The sequence below is a fragment of the Mesonia aestuariivivens genome, from assembly GCF_019311235.1.
GTDB classification, from domain to species: domain Bacteria; phylum Bacteroidota; class Bacteroidia; order Flavobacteriales; family Flavobacteriaceae; genus Mesonia; species Mesonia aestuariivivens.
Genome location: NZ_JAHWDF010000008.1, coordinates 1 through 19,933 on the forward strand (window position 1 = coordinate 1; position 19,933 = coordinate 19,933).

At 34.0% G+C, this 19,933-nt stretch carries 15 protein-coding genes and 1 tRNA gene; 13 read left to right on the plus strand and 3 right to left on the minus strand.

Annotated elements, in window-relative coordinates:
- Positions 1-338: 338 nt before the first annotated feature.
- Positions 339-411 (minus strand) — tRNA-Gln (locus KW502_RS08560).
- 152 nt (positions 412-563) lie between these two features.
- On the opposite strand from KW502_RS08560, the gene KW502_RS08565 reads away from it, so the two are divergent.
- Positions 564-3,893 carry a glycosyltransferase family 117 protein gene (locus KW502_RS08565; RefSeq protein WP_219040140.1) on the plus strand — a complete coding sequence of 1,110 codons (3,330 nt, stop codon included), beginning with the start codon at positions 564-566 and terminating at the stop codon, positions 3,891-3,893.
- A gap of 5 nt (positions 3,894-3,898) precedes the next feature.
- Entirely contained in the window at positions 3,899-4,543 is a 645-nt protein-coding gene (locus KW502_RS08570) for a polysaccharide deacetylase family protein (RefSeq protein WP_219040141.1), read from the plus strand.
- On the opposite strand, the gene KW502_RS08575 is transcribed toward KW502_RS08570, so the two are convergent.
- Together KW502_RS08575 and KW502_RS08580 are read right to left on the minus strand one after the other, a co-directional pair.
- Positions 4,503-4,811, minus strand: a complete 309-nt coding sequence (locus KW502_RS08575; RefSeq protein WP_219040142.1) for a thioredoxin family protein — start codon at positions 4,809-4,811, stop codon at positions 4,503-4,505. The genes KW502_RS08570 and KW502_RS08575 overlap by 41 nt on opposite strands.
- Before the next feature lie 104 nt (positions 4,812-4,915).
- On the minus strand, positions 4,916-6,133 hold the full coding sequence (locus KW502_RS08580) for a metallophosphoesterase (RefSeq protein ID WP_219040143.1): 1,218 nt from the start codon (positions 6,131-6,133) through the stop codon (positions 4,916-4,918).
- Positions 6,134-6,295: 162 nt separating this feature from the next.
- On the opposite strand from KW502_RS08580, the gene KW502_RS08585 reads away from it, so the two are divergent.
- The 11 genes from KW502_RS08585 (at position 6,296) to frr (ending at position 19,852) form a co-directional block, all read left to right on the plus strand.
- Positions 6,296-6,667, plus strand: a complete 372-nt coding sequence (locus KW502_RS08585) for a hypothetical protein (RefSeq protein WP_219040144.1) — start codon at positions 6,296-6,298, stop codon at positions 6,665-6,667.
- 85 nt (positions 6,668-6,752) lie between these two features.
- Complete coding sequence (gene polA / locus KW502_RS08590; RefSeq protein WP_219040145.1) at positions 6,753-9,596, plus strand: DNA polymerase I; 2,844 nt, start codon at positions 6,753-6,755, stop codon at positions 9,594-9,596.
- A 126-nt stretch (positions 9,597-9,722) separates the two neighbouring features.
- Positions 9,723-10,352 (plus strand): hypothetical protein, encoded by a 630-nt coding sequence (locus tag KW502_RS08595; RefSeq protein ID WP_219040146.1) that lies wholly within the window; start codon positions 9,723-9,725, stop codon positions 10,350-10,352.
- A 171-nt stretch (positions 10,353-10,523) separates the two neighbouring features.
- On the plus strand, positions 10,524-10,979 hold the full coding sequence (gene rplM / locus KW502_RS08600) for a 50S ribosomal protein L13 (protein ID WP_219040147.1): 456 nt from the start codon (positions 10,524-10,526) through the stop codon (positions 10,977-10,979).
- On the plus strand, positions 10,980-11,366 hold the full coding sequence (gene rpsI, locus KW502_RS08605) for a 30S ribosomal protein S9 (protein ID WP_219040148.1): 387 nt from the start codon (positions 10,980-10,982) through the stop codon (positions 11,364-11,366).
- A gap of 161 nt (positions 11,367-11,527) precedes the next feature.
- Positions 11,528-12,406, plus strand: coding sequence for a 30S ribosomal protein S2 (rpsB, locus tag KW502_RS08610; RefSeq protein WP_219040149.1), 879 nt, complete (start codon positions 11,528-11,530; stop codon positions 12,404-12,406).
- 99 nt (positions 12,407-12,505) lie between these two features.
- Complete coding sequence (tsf, locus tag KW502_RS08615) at positions 12,506-13,471, plus strand: translation elongation factor Ts (RefSeq protein WP_219040150.1); 966 nt, start codon at positions 12,506-12,508, stop codon at positions 13,469-13,471.
- Between the two features lie 429 nt (positions 13,472-13,900).
- Positions 13,901-14,800: an ABC transporter ATP-binding protein gene (locus KW502_RS08620; RefSeq protein ID WP_255554183.1), complete on the plus strand. Its 900-nt coding sequence runs from the start codon at positions 13,901-13,903 to the stop codon at positions 14,798-14,800.
- A 4-nt stretch (positions 14,801-14,804) separates the two neighbouring features.
- The gene (locus KW502_RS08625) at positions 14,805-18,458 is read left to right on the plus strand and encodes an ABC transporter permease/M1 family aminopeptidase (protein ID WP_219040151.1); all 3,654 of its coding nucleotides are present in this window, start codon (positions 14,805-14,807) and stop codon (positions 18,456-18,458) included.
- Between the two features lie 94 nt (positions 18,459-18,552).
- Entirely contained in the window at positions 18,553-19,260 is a 708-nt protein-coding gene (gene pyrH / locus KW502_RS08630; protein ID WP_219040152.1) for a UMP kinase, read from the plus strand.
- 37 nt (positions 19,261-19,297) lie between these two features.
- Positions 19,298-19,852 carry a ribosome recycling factor gene (frr, locus tag KW502_RS08635; RefSeq protein WP_219040153.1) on the plus strand — a complete coding sequence of 185 codons (555 nt, stop codon included), beginning with the start codon at positions 19,298-19,300 and terminating at the stop codon, positions 19,850-19,852.
- The last annotated feature ends 81 nt before the right edge of the window (positions 19,853-19,933 follow it).

Genomic DNA, 19,933 nt, shown 5'->3' on the forward strand with positions numbered 1-19,933 from the left:
CCTTTAATGCCAAAGTAAAGGCTTTTAGATCACAATTTAGAGGAGTGAGGAATACCGAATACTTCTTATATCGATTGATTAAATTATATTCTTAAAATCGTAAAAACCCAGATTTTAGACTTGATCCATTATATTCTTAAAATCGTAAAAACCCAGATTTTAGACTTGATCCATAAAAGCATTCAGAAGTCAGTTTAGAGGAGTGAAAAATGTAGAATTTTTCCTGTACAGATTAATCACAATTTTTGCATAAACACAACAATTAGGATTGATCCGATTAAATTACTAAAAGTACTAAAATAAAAAAAACCGAATTGATTTATCAATTCGGTTTTTAGTTGGCCTACTAGGGCTCGAACCTAGACTCTTCTGTACCAAAAACAGACGTGTTGCCAGTTACACCATAGGCCAATAATTATTTCGAGTGCAAATATAAAACAAACTTTCATTCACACAAAAAAAAATAAAAAAAATTTCAAAAAAATTTTCAATACAAAAGCTTGGTCATACATTCGGCATTTATTCTTAAATTCGCTACCATTTAAAGACCTTAATAGCGCTATATGATAAATTTTGATTTTCAGAAGTGGAATAAAATTTTAGGATGGTTTGTTTTCATCATCTCTTTAATTGCTTATATGTGTACTGTAGAACCTACAGCCAGCTTTTGGGATGCAGGTGAGTACATATCGACCGCGTCAAAACTTCAAGTAGGTCACCCACCAGGAGCACCTCTTTTCCAAATGATGGGCGCCTTCTTTTCTATTTTTGCTTCAGATGCAGATCAAATAGCACTTATGGTGAATTTAGTTTCTAGCTTTAGTAGTGCTTTTACCATATTATTTATGTTCTGGTCTATTACCATTTTGGTAAGAAAAATTGCAGGTCAAGAAGAAAGTTTATCAACTTCAAGTAAAATAGCAGTTTTAGGAAGTGGCTTGGTAGGCTCTTTGGCATTTGCTTTTACCGACAGTTTTTGGTTTAGTGCTGTTGAAGCTGAAGTTTATGCCATGGCTAGTTTTTTAATGGCTGTTCTTTTCTATGTAGGTCTACTATGGGAAAGAGATATGTTTAAACCTAGAGGAAACCGCTGGTTAATCTTAATTGCCTTGATTATTGGGTTATCGTTTGGAGTTCATTTTATGGCATTGCTAACTATCCCAGCCATAGGGTTTCTATATTATTTTAAAAATACTGAAAAAATTACAGTTAAAAATTTCATTTTAGCGAATGTTATCGTGGTGGCTATTTTAATGTTTATTTTTAAATTATTACTACCATACAGCTTAACCTTTTTTGCCGTTGCAGAAGTTTTCTTTGTAAATAGCGTAGGGCTTCCTTTTAATTCAGGAACAATAATAGCCGCTTTAGCACTAATTGCTGTATTTTATTTTGGCTTAAACTTCACGAGAAAGAAAAATTACATTCACGCTAACACGTTAATACTTTGCATTCTTTTTATTTTTATAGGGTTTTCAAGTTGGATTATGCTACCTATTCGATCAAATGCAAATACTGTTATTAACGAAAACAGTCCTGATAATGCACGTGAATTATTAGCTTATTACAATAGAGAACAATATCCAGAAACAAAACTGTTTTACGGTCCTCAGTTTACTGATATTTACGGAGGTTTAGATGCGGACAACCCTTATATTGATGATAAACCAAAATATGAAGATGATGAAAAAACAGGGAAATATGTGATTGTAAACGAATGGAAAAATACCAAACAAAATTCTAGCGCAGAGCATAAAACATTTTTACCAAGAATGTGGAGTACAGAACATATTGCCAATTACATGCAATATACTGGCGCTATAGATTTTACCATAAAACCAGAGTACCAAAGTGAACAACAACTTATACAAACGGTTAACGATTTTAGAAATGCATACAACCAAGGCCAAATCTCTAATGAAGATTACGCTAATTTCCTAACGCAATTTGCCCCATATATAAATGTAGAAAAACCCTCTACTGCTTCAAACTTCAAGTATTTATTTGAGTTTCAAATGGGCTATATGTACTGGCGTTATTTTATGTGGAATTTTGTTGGTCGCCAAGACGATATTCAGGGCCATGGAGACATGCATGGAAATTGGATTAGTGGCATAGATTTTATAGACGAAATTTTCAGGTTTTCTCAAGACAACCTTCCTAGTGATGTAAAAAACAATAAAGGAAGAAACACCTACTTCTTCTTACCGCTTATTTTAGGGCTAATTGGTTTCTTTTTCCACCTTAATAGAGATAATAAAAACTTCTGGGTCTTACTGGTCTTTTTCTTATTTACTGGTATTGCCTTAAAGATATATTTAAACGAACGACCTTTTGAACCTAGAGAACGTGATTATGCCTTAGTAGGTTCATTTTACGTGTTTGCCATTTGGATAGGTTTCGGGGTTTACGCGCTTTTTGAAGCACTCAAGAAATACCTAACTCCTAAAATATTAGCGCCTCTAGTAACCGTAGTTTGTTTACTTGCGGTTCCTGGTGTTTTAATCGCCAATAACTGGGACGATCATGACCGCTCAAATAAAAGAACAGCCACTTCAATGGCAAAAATGTACTTAGATTCTGTAGATGAAAACGCTATTTTATTCACCATTGGAGATAACGATACTTTTGCGTTATGGTATGCGCAAGAAATTGAAGGTTACCGTACTGATGTACGAGTTATTAACACTTCGTTATTTGCTACAGATTGGTATATCGATCAAATGAAGCGAGCTGCTTACGAAAGCCCTGCTGTTAAAACCTCTTTAGAGCATAGAAATTATAGTTATGGCACCAACGATTATGTACGTTATTATAAAGACCCTAGAGTAAAAGATACAATGTTGGTCGATAACTGGATTAAATACATAAAAAGTGACAACCCTAGTACTAAAGTAGAGATGCAAAACAACCAAAGCATTAATACCTTTCCTACAAAAAATATAAGGCTTCCAGTGAGCGCTACCAATGCAATTAAAAGTGGTATCGTAAAAGAAAAAGACAGAGATAAAATTGCACCTTATATAGATATTACTATTAATGGTGACGCCATTTATAAAAACCGACTTTTAATGTTAGACGTTGTCGCTAATACCGATTGGAAACGACCTATCTATTTTACCGGCGGAAGCTTTAATGACTCTGACTATTTATGGATGAAAGATTACCTTCAGCTAGATGGCGTTTGTTATAAATTAGTTCCTATAAAAACCAAAATAGATCCAAGAAACCCATACAATATGGGAAGAATAGATGCAGATAAAATGTATGATATTGTAATGAATTGGGATTGGGGAAATTCTGGAAATGATAATTTATATTACGATCCAGAAACTCGCAAAAACTCTATCACCTATCGCGGAAATTTAGCGAGATTAGTAGAAGAACTCATTGCAGAAAGAGACACCATAAGAACGAAAAAAATATTAGACTTAGGCATGGAAAAAATGCCAGTAGATAAATTTGGCTATTACACCTTAGTAGAACCATTTATTAGCGGATATTATGAAATTGGTGAAATTGATAAGGCTAGAAAAATCTGGGAAGAAGTAGCTACTAAATATCACGAAAACTTAGACTATTTCAGTAAATTACCTTTAAGAGATCAATATAGATTAGGAGATGAAATTATCACTAATATTGAGCGTTACAGAAGCCTGGTCGATATTCTAATTATTCAGCAAGATGAAAAACTGATGAAAGCTAAAGCTGAAGAGTTTAATAATTACCTGAAAAAATTTAAACATTTCTATGATAGCGAAGAAGGTTTTGACAGTGAAGAACCGCTAGAAAATGCTTTAGAGCAAAACAACCCCGATATAGATGGTTTAAATAACGAATTAAGACAACCAAGCACCATAAATGACAGCAGTAGTCTACCTCCAAACCAATAAGTTTTATGAAGTGGTTTAATCGTAGTGTTTTCCTCTTAAAAAAATTATACCCAAAAAGAGTTTGGTCTATAAAAACATCATCAAAAGTAATTTATCTTACTTTTGATGATGGACCAATCCCTGAAGTCACTCCTTGGGTGCTAAAGATGCTCACTAAATATAATGCCAAAGCTACGTTCTTTTGTATTGGCGAAAATGTTGAAAAAAATCGTGGTATTTTCAATCAAGTAAAAGCTAATGGTCACAGTATTGGCAATCACACCTATAATCATTTAAATAGCAAAAAAAACAATACTAAGAATTACCTCAACAACATTAAACTCTTTGAAGATCTTAAACTAAAAACGAATCTTTTTAGACCACCATACGGAAATTGCAAAACCTCTGAAGCTAGACAACTTTTAAATAGAGGGTATAAAATTATAATGTGGAGTGTGATTAGCGAAGATTACGATAAAGATGTGAATCCACAGCAATGTTTACAAACAGTTACATCACTTTCTAAAGCCGGAAGCATTATTGTTTTTCATGATAGCTTAAAAGCAGAAAAAAACCTTCGGTATACACTACCAAAGGTCTTAGAATATTATAGTAAAAAAGGATTTACATTTAAAGCTCTTCCTGTAAATGCTGCTGCATTAAAGCGGTAAGTGTTTCAGAATTTTCAACACCACTTTTTCTCCAAATCATTTCTCCCTTTTTATAAAGTACCAACGTAGGTAATACTTTTACACGAAGCGCCTGAGCTAAACGCTGATTTTTTTCTACATCAATTTTAATCACTTTACCTTTATTTCTTACCGCATGAGATACCTCTTTTAAAACCTCATGCATATCTACAGTATTTGTATTTCTGTAGGCATTAAAACTTAAAAGAACAGGAAATTCCTGATCGATGATCTCTCCAAATTTTGACATATCTTTTTTATTCTAATAAAAATAATTAAGCTAAGATTTTCCTACAAACAATTAAGAATTTATTAAGATTCAAGAAAATAATGAAAATCTATAAACTGATCTATTTAAGATTTCTTCTTTAACTTAATGACTGTAATTTCTGGCCAAATCCCTACCCTTCCTGGGTAGCCTAAATAACCAAAACCTCTATTTACGTTAATATAATTACCAAATTCTTTATAAATTCCTGCCCAGTTCTTGTAACGATATTTTATTGGACTCCATTTAATCCATCCTGGTATCTCAATCCCAAATTGCATTCCGTGGGTATGTCCGCTTAACGTCAGTTGATATTTTTTAGGATCGTTTTTTAGCTTTTCTTGCCAGTAAGAAGGATCGTGGCTTAGCATTATTTTAAAATCTTTTGATGAAAGCCCTTCCGAAGCCTTATCTGCATCACCGTGTTTTACAAAACCGCCAGCTCCCCAATTTTCTACTCCCACAATCGCAAGCTGGTCATCACCTCTTTCTAATATTTTATGTTCATTAAGCAATAAATTCCACCCCATTTCTCTTTGAAGTTCTTTAAGTTGCAAAAGGTTTTCTGCTTTTGCCTTATTACTTTCCCAATCTACATAATCACCATAATCGTGATTTCCTAAAATAGAATATACACCATCTTTTGCCGTTAAAGTTGAAAAAAGCGCCTTCCAATCGTTCATTTCGGTAGCCATATTATTCACCAAATCACCGGTAAAGAAAATCATATCACTTTTCTGTTCATTAACCAAATTTACAGCATATTCAATTTCAGGATGGCTATCAAAACTTCCGCTATGCACATCACTTATTTGGGTAATTTGATAACCGTCAAAAGCATCAGGTAAATCATCAAACTCTAATTCGTATTTTAACACTTGAAAATTATACTTCCCTTTATACATACCGTATAGTAAAGAAGCAAATGGAATAGCGGCAATACCTAATGCTATTTTACTCACAAAGCCTCTTCGCGACGGGATCATCTTTTCAGCTTGATTATCAGTTATTTTTCTCACTCCGCCAATCACCAACCTAACTAAATCTTCCCCAAACAAGAAAAGCACCAATATAATCTTAGCAGAAAGTACCGATAGTAAAAATCCGAACGCATAACTTTTTGATACAGAAAGCACTCTACCTTCTCCACTTTGTAAAAACTGAAAAAGAAAATTACCCAACACCAATACAGAAATACCTAAATACAAGTAATGTACCCAGCTTATTTTAGTTATTGTTTTTATAGCTTGAAAAGCATAAATATCAACTAAGACATAAATGACAATAAAAATTATCCAGCGCATCGTTTATTTTTGCGCAAAGATAATTCTCTTTTTAGGTTTATATAAGTAATCAATAGTTTTAACGCAATTTGTTTATTTAACGCTCTACTCAAAACAACTAATCGCATTTCTTATATAGCTAAATGAAAAGTTTAATTATTTTTGAAATAAATGTTATTTTACATGTATCGAATAAAAAATAAATACACTTGTATTCTCATTGTTTTATGTTTCGCCTTAGTTACATCTTGCCAAAAAGAAGAAGAAGCTTTTGAAGGGATTTGGGAGAATTCTGGCTATTATGGTACTTTAAGATTAGAGATTAATAAAGAAGGAGATCATTACTCTGTGTTACATAGCCACATTCCTCCTAAGAAAGACCACGCCCATGATCATGAACACAGCGACGAGAAGAAAAACACCAAGATAAATGCTCGTGAAGAAAATCAAGTTTTACTTTTAGAAGTAGATGGCAAGCAACAAAAAGCTATACTTTCTAAAGATAAAACTTACCTTACCGCTTTTGACAGAAAATATTATAAAAAAATTAATTAGAAAATTAAAGTTTGAGCAATTCACACGAATCACTTTTCAACTTAATTGAATCTAACCAATTGTTTAAAATTAGAAAACCCATTATATGACTCCACAAAAAAGATTGTTTCTTCTCGATGCTTATGCACTTATTTTTAGAGGTTATTACGCACTTATCAAAAACCCGAGAATAAATTCTAAAGGCCAAGACACTTCTGCCATTATGGGTTTTATGAATTCTCTATTTGATGTCATTAAAAGGGAAAATCCAGATCATTTAGCCGTTTGTTTTGATAAAGGTGGTAGCCATGCCAGAAAAGAATTATTTGAAGATTACAAAGGCAATCGTGATGAAACGCCAGACGTAATTAGACAATCAATACCAATTATTCAAGACATTATTAAAGCCATGCACATCCCGTGTGTAGAGCTTGAAGGTTTAGAGGCAGATGATATTATTGGAACATTAGCCAAGCAAGCCGAAAAAGAAAACTACCAAGTATTTATGGTAACGCCAGATAAAGATTTTGCGCAATTAGTTTCTGAAAATATTTTTATGTATCGCCCCGCAAGAATGGGTAACGGCATTGAAGTTTGGGGAATCCCAGAAGTGCAAAAACGATTTGGGGTAGAACGTCCCGAACAGGTGATTGATTACCTAGGGATGATGGGAGATGCGTCAGATAACATTCCTGGCTTACCAGGTGTTGGCGATAAAACCGCTAAAAAATTTATCGCACAGTTTGACAGTATGGAAGGTTTGCTCGAAAATACAGATCAGCTCAAAGGTAAGATGAAAGAAAAAATCATTGAAAATGCCGAACTAGGAATACTTTCAAAAAAACTGGCTACGATTTTCATTGATTGTGATGTTACTTTCGACGAAGAAAAATATGAGCTATCAAAACCTGATGCCGAAAAAGTAATTGAAATTTTTAAAGAACTAGAGTTTAGAAGACTAACCGAGCAGTTCATGAAAATGTTTAATGAAGGTGAAAGTTCTGGCAAAGGCTTAACCACTCCTTCTGCCAAAAATGCTAAGAAAACCGAACAACCTACCGCAGGAGCAGGGCAATTTTCGCTTTTTGGTAACGATACCGATAGTGCTAATATTTCCGCAGAAAATATACAAGGCTATTTAAGTTTAGATAAAATTTCTCATTTATACCAACATATTCAACCAGGTATGGCGACTGAGCTTTTTCTGAAAAAATTAATGAAGCAAACTTCAGTTTGTTTCGATACAGAAACCACTAGTTTAAATACACATCAAGCGCAATTAGTAGGAATCGCTTTTAGCTGGGAGAAAGGTAAAGGTTACTACTTCCCTATTCCAGAAGATGCTGAAAAAGCTCAAGAAACGGTAGAGCTACTACGCCCATTTTTTGAGGCTGAAGAAATAGAAAAAATAGGTCAGAACCTTAAATACGATATTAAAGTGATGGGCAATTACGATATCGAAGTAAAAGGTCCGTTGTTTGATACGATGCTAGCGCATTATATTATCAATCCCGATATGCGCCACAATATGGATGTTTTGGCAGAAACTTACCTCAACTACCAACCCGTCCCTATTGAAAAACTAATTGGTAAGAAAGGTAAAAACCAAAAAACCATGCGTGACGTTGCTTTAGAAGAGCAAACCGAATACGCCGTAGAAGACGCCGACATCACTCTTCAACTAAAACATTTTTTTTCAGAAGAATTAAAGGACGCTAACAACGAAAAGTTATTTAATGAAATTGAAGTTCCGCTACTCCGAGTGTTGGCAGAAATGGAAATGGAAGGGATTCGCCTCGACAAAGACTTTCTAAAAACACTTTCTAATGCGTTAGAAAAAGATATTCTTCAACTAGAAAAAACGATTTATAAAGAAGCCGGAGAAGAATTCAATATTGGCTCACCTAAACAATTGGGCGAAATTCTTTTTGGGAAATTAGCTTTGGTTGAAAAACCTAAAAAAACAAAAACAGGACAATATTCTACCGCAGAAGATGTACTTTCTTATTTAGCCAACGATCACCAAATTGTTGCTGATGTACTTACGTGGCGTGGACTCGTAAAACTAAAAAACACTTATGTCGATGCCTTGCCAGAACAAATTGAAGCAAAAACTGGACGCATACATACCGATTATATGCAAACGGTAGCAGCCACAGGAAGGTTAAGTTCTAACAATCCTAACTTACAAAACATTCCGATTAGAACCGAGCGTGGCCGCGAAGTTCGAAAGGCTTTTATTCCGCGTGATGAAAATTATGTGTTACTCGCTGCCGATTATTCTCAAATAGAATTAAGAATTATTGCTGCTTTAAGTAAAGAAGAAACCATGATGAAAGCTTTTAAAGATGGTGAAGATATTCATGCGACTACTGCGGCAAAAGTATTTGATGTTCCGCTAGAAGAAGTAACTCGCGAACAACGTAGCAATGCAAAAACAGTAAACTTCGGAATTATTTATGGGGTTTCTGCTTTTGGCCTGAGCAATCAAACCGATTTAAGCAGAGCTGAATCTAAAGAACTTATCGAAACCTATTACAAAACCTACCCAAAACTTCGTGATTATATGGATGAACAGGTAGAGTTTGCTAGAGAAAATGGTTATGTTTCTACCGTAATGGGAAGACGCCGTTACCTTAAAGATATTAACGCAGGAAACGCTATGGTTAGAAGTGGCGCCGAACGTAATGCTGTAAATGCTCCCATACAAGGTAGCGCGGCAGATATTATTAAAGTGGCGATGATTAACATTCAGAAAAAATTAAAAGCTGGTAATTATAAATCGAAAATGCTACTTCAAGTACATGATGAATTGGTTTTTGATGTTCATAAAGATGAATTAGAAGAATTAAAACCGATGATACAGTCTGAAATGGAAAACGCCTTTACGATGGATGTTCCGTTAGATGTAGAATTAGGTGTGGGACAAAATTGGTTAGAAGCGCACTAAGATTTTCTAGCCTTTAGCTACGAGCTTTTAGCGCTTATAACTTTTAAAAAATTTCACAGAATGCTATTTTATTCATCCTGAACTTTGTTCAGTACTTCATCTAAATTATTTTAAACTAAAAAAATTATGAAATTTAGTCCTGAATTCAAAGAAGCTGTTCTTCATTTATCTGAAAAGGAAAAAGATAAGCTGCTAATTCGTTTACTGAAGAAAGATGAAAATCTTGTCAATCGGCTTTATTTTGAATTGATAGACGACCAAACGGTTGATGACCATCGTTTAAAATTAGAAGCGCATGTTACTGAAAGAGCTAAAGAAATTACCGGTTATGCAAAATCACTCAATCACTTAAAAATGATCACGCGTTATTTAAGCGGAGAGATTAGTGAACACGTAAGAATTAGAAAAGATAAGTATGGTGAGGTTTCTCTAAATATTTTAATGCTGAATACACTGCTTCAACACAGTAAAAAACTTTATAAGAAATCTAGTGCAAGGCAAGCGGTAAAATTCAATTTATATGTAATCCAAAGAACTTACAGAACTTTAATTCTTATCACTAAAATGCATGAAGATTTGCATATGGAATTCGAAGATAGCTTAACTGAATTAGGCAATTTAATTGGCAATGAACCTAGCTTAATGAATATAGCGATGCAAAACGGACTCGATGTAAACTGGCTTACTCAAAACGAAATTCCTGAAGACATAGACCAGCATCATAAAGATTTAAAAGCGCAAGGATTTTTGAAGTGAATAAACTACTATAAAAAATCATAAATAAAGGACACAAACAGCTGGATAAGAGAACAGTTACTCAAAAAGCATATACATTAGCTTGCTAACTAAATTTATAATCGTACATTTGCAGCCCGTTTCTCATTTTGGGAAAGGGAATGGAATGTTTAATAATTAAAATTTTTTAGTGTGGACACATTAAGTTACAAAACAGTATCTGCTAACAAAAAGACCGTGAATAAAGAATGGGTCGTGTTAGATGCTGAAGGACAATCGCTTGGTCGTCTATCTTCAATAGCTGCAAAGTTTATTAGAGGTAAATACAAGCCAGACTACACCCCGCACGTTGATTGTGGAGATAACGTAATTGTTATTAATGCAGAAAAAATCAACTTAACTGGTAAAAAATGGGACGAGAAAGAATACATCCGTCACACAGGTTTCCCAGGAGGGCAAAGAAGCTTAACAGCAAATGAATTATTCGGTAAAGATCCAGCAAGACTTATCGAGAAATCTGTAAAAGGAATGCTACCTAAGAATAAATTAGGAGCTGCTCTTTTCAAAAACTTAAAGGTTTATGTAGGTTCAGAACATGATCATGAAGCGCAAAAGCCTAAATCTATTAACCTAAACGAACTTGTGTAAATGGAGACAATTCACAAAATTGGTCGTAGAAAGACTGCAGTAGCTCGTGTTTATATTTCTGAAGGAAAAGGAAATATTACCGTAAACAAAAAAGAGCTTAACAATTACTTCACTACAGGTACACTTCAGTACAAAGTTAACCAACCTTTAATGTTAACTGGTAATGAAGGTAACTTTGATTTAAATGTAAGAGTTCACGGTGGTGGTATTACAGGACAAGCAGAAGCTGTACGTCTTGCTATCGCTAGAGCAATGTGCGAATTAGATGAAGAAAACAGATTAGCACTTAAACCAGAAGGTTTACTTACTAGAGATCCAAGAATGGTTGAACGTAAGAAATTTGGTCAGAAGAAAGCTCGTAAGAAATTTCAATTCTCTAAACGTTAAGAGGTATTGGAAGAGTATTCTTTCAAAAATTAATAATCTTAAAAAGTATTGTTGTTATTCATTAGTCACTAATGAAGTTAGTTTAGCATCTAAATAAACAAGGCCGATACATCGCCACTTGTTTATTGCGCTATCTCAACAGAACGTAAACTATTACAAAAATGGCAAATAAAGTAGAAGTTAAAGAATTACTTGATGCAGGTGTACATTTTGGACACTTGACAAGAAGATGGAATCCAAATATGGCTCCTTACATTTATATGGAGCGTAATGGTATTCACATCATCAACTTATATAAAAGTGCTGCAAAAATGCAAGAAGCCGCAGAGGCACTTAGCAAAATCGCAGCCAGCGGTAGAAAAATATTATTTGTAGCTACCAAAAAACAAGCTAAAGAAATTGTTTCTGAAGAAGCAGCTAAAGCAAACATGCCTTACATCACCGAACGTTGGCCTGGTGGAATGTTAACCAACTTTGTTACCATTCGTAAAGCTGTTAAAAAAATGGCTGCCGTAGACCGTATGAAGAAAGACGGTACATTTAACTCTCTTTCTAAAAAAGAGCGTCTTCAAGTAGACCGTATGAGAGCTAAGTTAGAAAAAAACTTAGGTTCTATTTCAGATATGACTCGTTTACCAGGAGCATTATTCGTAGTAGATATTACACGTGAACACATTGCTATTAAAGAAGCTCAAAAATTAAACATTCCAATTTTTGCTATGGTTGATACGAATTCCGACCCAAGAGAGGTAGATTACGTTATTCCAGCAAACGATGATGCTTCTAAATCGATCAAGAAAGTAATGTCTTACGTTTCTGATTCTATCGTTGAAGGCTTAACAGAAAGAAAAGCAGACAAAGCTGCTAAGAAAGATCAAAAAGCCGCTCCTAAAAAAGAAGAAAAAGCTGCAGAACCAAAAGCAGAAGTTCCTTCTAAAGACGCTGAAGATCAAAAAGCAATGAAAGAAGCTAAAAATGACGTTACATTAGAATCTAAAAGTGAAACTTTAGAAAAAGCTGATTCTAAAGACGACAAATAAGATAACAATTTTATAAATTTAATGATAAGTCGTTTAGCTCTTTTATTCTTAAAATCGTAAGCTAAACGACTTATTTTTTTAACCATAAAAACAAATAACATGGCAAAGATTTCTGCTGCTGAAGTAAATAAATTAAGAAAGGCTACCGGAGCCGGAATGATGGACTGTAAAAAAGCTTTAGTTGAGGCTGAAGGTGATTTTGACGGTGCTATCGAAGTACTACGTAAAAAAGGTCAAAAAGTTGCTGCTAAAAGAGCAGATAGAGAATCTTCTGAAGGTGCTGCTGTAGCAAAAATAAATGCAGATCAAACCAAAGGAGTAGCAATCGTTTTAGGTTGTGAAACTGATTTTGTTGGTAAAAACGAAAACTTTATAAAGTTAGCTAACGAATTAGGAGATTTAGCATTAAACTATAATTCCAAAGAAGAATTTTTAGCTGCAGATTTTGGAGGAATGACCGTTGCAGATAAATTAGTAGAACAAACAGGAGTAATTGGTGAAAAATTAGACATCAATGCTTTTGAAACTGTAAACGCTGCATTTGTAGGTGAATATGTACACATCAATAAAATTGCTGCAATTGTAGGTTTCTCTGCAAAACCAGATAACGCAGAAACTTTAGGAAAAGATGTAGCTATGCAAATTGCTTCTATGGGAGCAAGTTCTCTATCTTACAAAGATTTAGACCCAGCATTTGTTGCTTCTGAAACTGAAGCTAGAATTGCTGAAATTGAAAAAGAAAATATTGAGCTTGGACGTTTAGGTAAAACGAAAAAGAACGTTCCTCAATATATCTCTATGTCGCAAATAACTCCAGAAGTTAAGGCTAAAGCAGAAGAAGATGCTAAAGCAGAATTACAAGCGGAAGGAAAACCAGAAAAAATCTGGGATAAAATTTTACCAGGAAAAATGGAACGTTTCTTATCTGACAATACAACTTTAGATAAAGAATTATGTCTATTAGACCAGACTTTTATTAAAGACGAAAAGAAAAATGTAGCAGATTACGTAGCCTCTTACGGAGATGTAACCATTACAGAATTTAAAAGAGTAGCTTTAGGATAGTCTTAAAACTTGAAAAAAAAAAGCTTGCAGCATTTATTGTTGCAAGCTTTTTTTTTGTCTAAAATCAAAATTTTGTTCTGATGTGATGAATTAAATAGTTTTATTTAAACTGAATCTTCACGTTCGTAAAGTAACATACAACAGATTCTAAATCTCAAAGCATCAATATTTCTTAAGATGATATTGTCATCTGTTTCCGTTTATAAAATAAAAAGCCTTCTATATTATATTTATTTGGAATCAAATTATCACATTAACACTTATTAGAAAATTTCACCAAACATAATTTATAATTTTACGCTTAAATCTTCCAAAATATAAAAATATTACACAAAACTGTAACAAAAAACATACCATGAAGTCTAACCAACAATACAAATAACTTCTTAGTTATATTTTTTTAAGAGTAAACGACCTAAATAAAATATTATGATTGAGCTCAACCTTACACAAGTTTCTAAAACATACCCTAATGGCGTAAAAGCTTTGGATAATATAAATTTAAATATCAAAGCAGGAATGTTTGGTTTACTTGGCCCTAATGGCGCAGGAAAATCTACCTTAATGAGAACCATAGCCACTCTCCAAGAGCCCGATGCTGGAAAACTCTTTCTAGAAGATATTAATATTTTAAAAAATAAAATGAAGTTGCGTCAAGTGCTAGGTTACCTACCGCAGCAATTTGGTGTATACTCAAAAATGTCTGCTGAAAAATTACTGTATTACTTTGCAGATCTAAAAGGCATCGCTTCTGCTTCAGAAAAAAAGAAAATGGTAGCTTATGCATTAGAAGTAACCAACCTTACCGAAGTAAAGCATAAACACGTAGCGGGGTATTCTGGAGGAATGAAACAGCGATTTGGCATTGCTCAATTATTGCTCAACAACCCAAAACTTATTATTGTAGATGAACCAACAGCAGGTCTTGACCCCGCAGAGCGACATCGATTTTTAAACGTTCTTCGAGAAATAGGAACCAATAATATTGTGATTCTTTCTACCCATATTGTTGACGATGTAAAAGAGTTATGTACCGATATGGCAATTTTAAACGGAGGCAAAATTCTAAGTAAAATGTCGCCAACAACTGCGGTTCAAAATTTAGAAGGTAAAATTTGGACTACCATTACCGATCGTGATGGTGAAGTAGAATTGGCTAAAAACTATAACGTAATTTCTTCTAGCTTTAATCAAGATAACAGCTTAAACGTACGTGTATTCTCAGAAGTAAAACCGCATGAAAATTTCACCCTTGCTACAGCAGATTTAAATGATGTATACTTTGTTCACCTTAAAGAAAATGAAGACGCTACAACTTTAAAAGCTTAAGCTTATGTTTGGTAAAATACTAAAATTTGAAATTGCATATTGGTTTAAAAGCCCGTTGTGGTATATTTATGCAGCAGTTGTATTTTTCGTTTCTGTATTAATCACTGCGCTTGCTGTTGGAGTTTTCGACAGCAATACGGTAACGGTTACAGGTACCACAAAAATTAATTCGCCATTAGCATTAACCGGACTTCTTTCGGTTTTTACTTTTTTAATATACTTTTTGATTCCTTCGATTATTGGGAGCTCCATATATAAAGATTATAAATCTGAAATGTATCAGGTACTATTTTCTTATCCATTTAGTAAAGCACAATACTTACTAGCTAAATTTGTAAGTAGCTTTTTAATGACACTCCTAATCGTATTTTTTGCAATATTAGGTATTATAATGGGCTGCTATTTACCAGGTGCCAATCAAGACATGATTTTAGAATTTAATATTCTAAATTACCTGCAACCCTTTTTACTTATCGTAATCCCTAATATATTATTTTTCGGTACAGTTGTCTTTGGAGTAGTAACGTTTTCAAGAAACATATTTATCGGGTTTATTACAGTGTTAATCTTAATCGTCATACAAGGCATTGCGAGTTCGTATTTGGGAGATTTAGACACGAAGACTTTGGCGGCATTATTAGACCCGCTAGGAACTTCTGCGATTTCTTTTGAAACAGAATATTGGACGGTAGAAGAACAAAACAATAATTTCATTCCATTTTCAGGCTATATTCTCTACAACCGTATATTATGGTCATCAATCAGTTTACTGCTTTTTTTCGGCATTTTCAGTGCGTTTAAATTCAATCACAATCCGCTAAGCCTAAATCTATTTAAAAGGGAAAGCCAACGTGTGACTAAACGAAATTTTGGCGGGTATAAGATACACCGGACTCCTAAAGTTCAACTAAATTTCTCAAAGCTTAAACTTATAAAGAACGTTTGGGGTTTTACCTCTTTCGAATTAAAATATATTTTAAGGAATTGGGCTTTTATCTCAATTTTTGCCGTAGGGATTCTTATGGTTATCTTACGATTATCATTAGGATATCAAATACAAGGCACCGATACGTTACCAGTTACCCGAATTATGATTAGCCTAAGTAGAGGAGGAATAGGTCTCTTTCTAGCGGTGCTTATATTTTTATTTTCAGGAATGCTTATTCATCGTGGTAACATTTCTAAAATGAATCAACTTATAGAAACCACCGCACAACCTACGTGGGTGTTTATGGCTTCTAAGTTTTTAGCCATTCTGCAAATGATTGCTATTATCTTCTTTTCGGTAATCGCGGTTTGTATAGGCATGCAAATTTATCAAGGTTTTTACGATTTTCAAGTTGGTCTGTATTTGTTTGATTACTTTTTAATTCAGTTTCCTAATTGGATTGTGTATACCATGCTTGCATTTTTTGCACACAGTCTAATTAAAAATTACATTGTAGGTTTTATAAGCCTTTTAACCTTTACCATTTTTATTGGTTTTTTCCCACAATTTGGAATAGAACAAAATATTTTTAGGTTCAATCAACTTATGAGCGTATCTTTTTCTGATATGAATGGCTACGGTCACGGCTTAGCCATCTTCTATATTTATAAAATTTACTGGGGCCTTTTTGGCATCGCGTTACTCATTGTAGGCTCACTTTTTTACCAACGCGGTCTCACTACAGGAATAAATAGTAGATTATCACAGGCAAAAGAGCGTTTTTCTAATCGACGCAAATTACTATTAGCGACAAGCCTTTTACTATTTGTTGGCCTAGGCAGCTATATTTATTATGTAGATAATATTGAAAACGAACGCTACTCAGGAAAAGAGATAGAAGAAAAACGGGCGAAGTATGAAAAAGAATTTCGTCACTATTCATACATGGAAGTTCCTAGAATCATTGGTACTCAAATAGATTTAGCACTTTATCCTGAAGAAAGAGACTATGAAGTAAATGGCATTTTTCAATTAAAAAATAAATCTGAAAAGGCCATCGATTCGATTTTAATACAAATTAGCGACGATCTTGTAACATATGATTTCGACGTGCCTACACAAGTAAGTTTAGTTAATGATGAATTCGATTTTGAAGTGATTCATTTCAAAAAACCCATAGCTCCAGGGCAAGAAATTAACTTCAGTTTTAAAATGAAGAATGAAGAAAACTCTTGGCTCAGAGATAACTCTCCAGTACTTCATAATGGCACATTTTTAAATAATAGTATGCTTCCTAGTTTTGGTTACAGCGAAAATTATGAGATTAGCACTGAGGAAATAAGAGAAAAATACGATCTACCTCATAAAGAGCGACTGGCATCACCACACGACTCTACGGCGCTAGGCAACACTTACATATCAACTACCGCAGATTGGATAGATTTTGAGGCTACTATAAGTACAAGTCCAGAGCAAATAGCAATTGCACCTGGTTATTTACAAAAAGAATGGACAGAAAACGGCAGACGTTACTTTCACTACAAAATGGAAGATAAGATGCTGAATTTCTATAACATCATGTCTGCGGAATATGAAGTAATTGCTGAAGAACACGAAGGCATCGATATTCAAATTTTTTATCATAAAAATCACGATTATAACTTAGAAAGAATGATGGATGGCGCCAAGAAATCGCTTTCTTATTACCAGAAAAATTACAGTCCGTACCAGTTTAACCAGTTGCGCATTCTAGAATTTCCTTCTACTTACGGATCGTTTGCACAATCGTTTGCCAATACGGTTCCTTTTTCTGAAGGTATAGGTTTTGTTGCCAATGTAGATGAAGAAAATGATGGTGTAGATTACCCATTTACGGTAACAGCACATGAGGTAGCCCACCAATGGTGGGCACATCAGGTAATTGGTGCCGATGTACAAGGCTCGACCTTAATGTCTGAAAGTCTATCTGAATATTCCGCATTAAAAGTTCTCGAACAGCGCTATGGTGAAAAGAAAATGCGACGATTTTTAAAAGATGCTTTAGACAAATATTTAAGCGGAAGAAGTCTTGAGACCCATCAAGAAGAGCCATTAATTTATAATAAAAACAAACCTTACATTCATTACAATAAGGGATCGTTAGTTTTGTACGCTTTGAGCGATTATATAGGCACTAAAAAATTTAATGCGATGCTATCTAATTACATTGATGAAGTAGCTTTTCAAGACGCACCTTACACTACCTCTTTAGAATTTACAAAACATCTCAAAAAAGCAACCCCAGATTCATTACACTATTTAATTCGAGACATGATCAAAACCATCACCCTCTATAATAATAAAATGGTAGATTATGAGGTCAAAGAACTAGACAATGGCAAATTCAAAATAAAACTTACGGCACTAGTTTCTAAATACCGCACTACTGATTATGGTGAAAAGAATTACGAAAACTATGAAAATTGCGAAATTACCTATACCGAAAATGATCACGAAGAAAGTGCAATCGTTCATTCGCTTCCTTTAAAAGATTATATTGAAGTGGGAGTTTTTACTGAAGACGAAAATGGTAACGAAGAGGTTTTATACCTTAAAAAACACAAGATCACAGAAATTTATAATGAATTTTCTATTGAAGTAGAAAAACAACCAACCTCAGTAGGCATTGATCCTTATAACAAGCTAATTGATAGAAATTCTAACGACAACAGAATGCATGTAGACCTTTAAATAAATCAATTTTCACAGATGAACATCGAATTTTAGTACATTACTTTCTTAAATTAAGAATATCGCTATATTTGCACAACTCTATACATAAGCTATGCAATACAAAAGAATTCTTTTAAAACTATCTGGAGAAGCACTAATGGGTGAACGCCAATACGGTATAGACCCAGATCGATTAGCAGATTACGCTAAAGAAATAAAAACAGTAACAGATCAAGGAATTCAGGTAGCCATCGTTATAGGTGGTGGTAATATTTTTAGAGGAGTTGCAGGAGCAAGCAAAGGCATGGATCGTGTACAAGGTGATCACATGGGTATGTTAGCTACGGTTATTAATGGGTTAGCGCTACAAAGCGCATGTGAAGACGCAGGGATAGAAACCCGTTTACAATCTGCAGTTAAAATTAACGAAGTAGCAGAACCTTTTATTAGAAGAAAAGCACTTCGCCATTTAGAAAAAGGAAGAGTCGTTATTTTTGGAGGCGGTACAGGAAACCCCTACTTCACCACAGATTCTGCAGCTGTTTTAAGAGCAATTGAAATTGAAGCTGATGTGATTTTAAAAGGAACTCGTGTAGACGGAATTTACACTTCAGATCCTGAAAAAAACAGAGAAGCCACAAAGTTCGATTTTATTAGTTTTGATGATGTGCTAAGAAAAGGGCTTAAAGTGATGGATACAACCGCTTTTACGTTAAGTCAAGAAAACGAGTTACCAATTATTGTCTTTGATATGAATAAAGATGGAAACTTATTAAAAGTTGTTTCTGGAGAAAACATTGGTACCAAGGTTAATCTATAAGAAAAATAAAAAAACAGGTTTTTTAAAATTCAACGCTATGGATGAAGAATTAAAATTTATTATAGACTCTGCAGAAGAATCTATGGAAAAAGCAATATCGCATTTAGAAAGACAATTGGCTAATATTAGAGCAGGTAAAGCAAGCCCTAGTATGGTGCAAGGAGTTATGGTAGAATATTACGGCTCAAATACACCGCTTAACCAAGTAGGTAACGTAAACACACCAGACGCAAGAACTATTTCGATTCAGCCATTCGAACGGTCATTAATTCCAGAAATTGTAAAAGCAATACAAGCGGCAAACCTTGGGTTTAACCCGATGAACAATAGTGATAGTGTTATTATAAATGTACCACCATTAACAGAAGAGCGTCGTAAAGAATTAGCAAAACAAGCTAAAGCAGAAGCAGAAGATGCTAAGGTTGGCGTTAGAAACGATAGAAAATCTGCCAACAACGATATCAAGAAAGCAGATGTTTCTGAAGATGAAAAGAAAAATGCAGAAGTTGATATTCAAAAACTTACAGACAAGCATATTGCTAAAATAGAAAGCATATTAGAAGTGAAAGAAAAAGAGATCATGACTGTTTAAATTAAGATCTTTTATTAAATTTTAATTAAAGCGACAGTTACTGTCGCTTTTTTTCATTTCCTTAGGCTAAACTATAAACAA

Coding starts and splice junctions, on each gene's coding strand:
- KW502_RS08565 (WP_219040140.1), top strand. CDS start 564: ATGATAAATTTTGATTTTCAGAAGTGGAATAAAATTTTAGGATGGTTT.
- KW502_RS08570 (WP_219040141.1), top strand. CDS start 3,899: ATGAAGTGGTTTAATCGTAGTGTTTTCCTCTTAAAAAAATTATACCCA.
- KW502_RS08575 (WP_219040142.1), bottom strand. CDS start 4,811: ATGTCAAAATTTGGAGAGATCATCGATCAGGAATTTCCTGTTCTTTTA.
- KW502_RS08580 (WP_219040143.1), bottom strand. CDS start 6,133: ATGCGCTGGATAATTTTTATTGTCATTTATGTCTTAGTTGATATTTAT.
- KW502_RS08585 (WP_219040144.1), top strand. CDS start 6,296: ATGTATCGAATAAAAAATAAATACACTTGTATTCTCATTGTTTTATGT.
- polA (WP_219040145.1), top strand. CDS start 6,753: ATGACTCCACAAAAAAGATTGTTTCTTCTCGATGCTTATGCACTTATT.
- KW502_RS08595 (WP_219040146.1), top strand. CDS start 9,723: ATGAAATTTAGTCCTGAATTCAAAGAAGCTGTTCTTCATTTATCTGAA.
- rpsI (WP_219040148.1), top strand. CDS start 10,980: ATGGAGACAATTCACAAAATTGGTCGTAGAAAGACTGCAGTAGCTCGT.
- rpsB (WP_219040149.1), top strand. CDS start 11,528: ATGGCAAATAAAGTAGAAGTTAAAGAATTACTTGATGCAGGTGTACAT.
- tsf (WP_219040150.1), top strand. CDS start 12,506: ATGGCAAAGATTTCTGCTGCTGAAGTAAATAAATTAAGAAAGGCTACC.
- KW502_RS08620 (WP_255554183.1), top strand. CDS start 13,901: ATGATTGAGCTCAACCTTACACAAGTTTCTAAAACATACCCTAATGGC.
- KW502_RS08625 (WP_219040151.1), top strand. CDS start 14,805: ATGTTTGGTAAAATACTAAAATTTGAAATTGCATATTGGTTTAAAAGC.
- pyrH (WP_219040152.1), top strand. CDS start 18,553: ATGCAATACAAAAGAATTCTTTTAAAACTATCTGGAGAAGCACTAATG.
- frr (WP_219040153.1), top strand. CDS start 19,298: ATGGATGAAGAATTAAAATTTATTATAGACTCTGCAGAAGAATCTATG.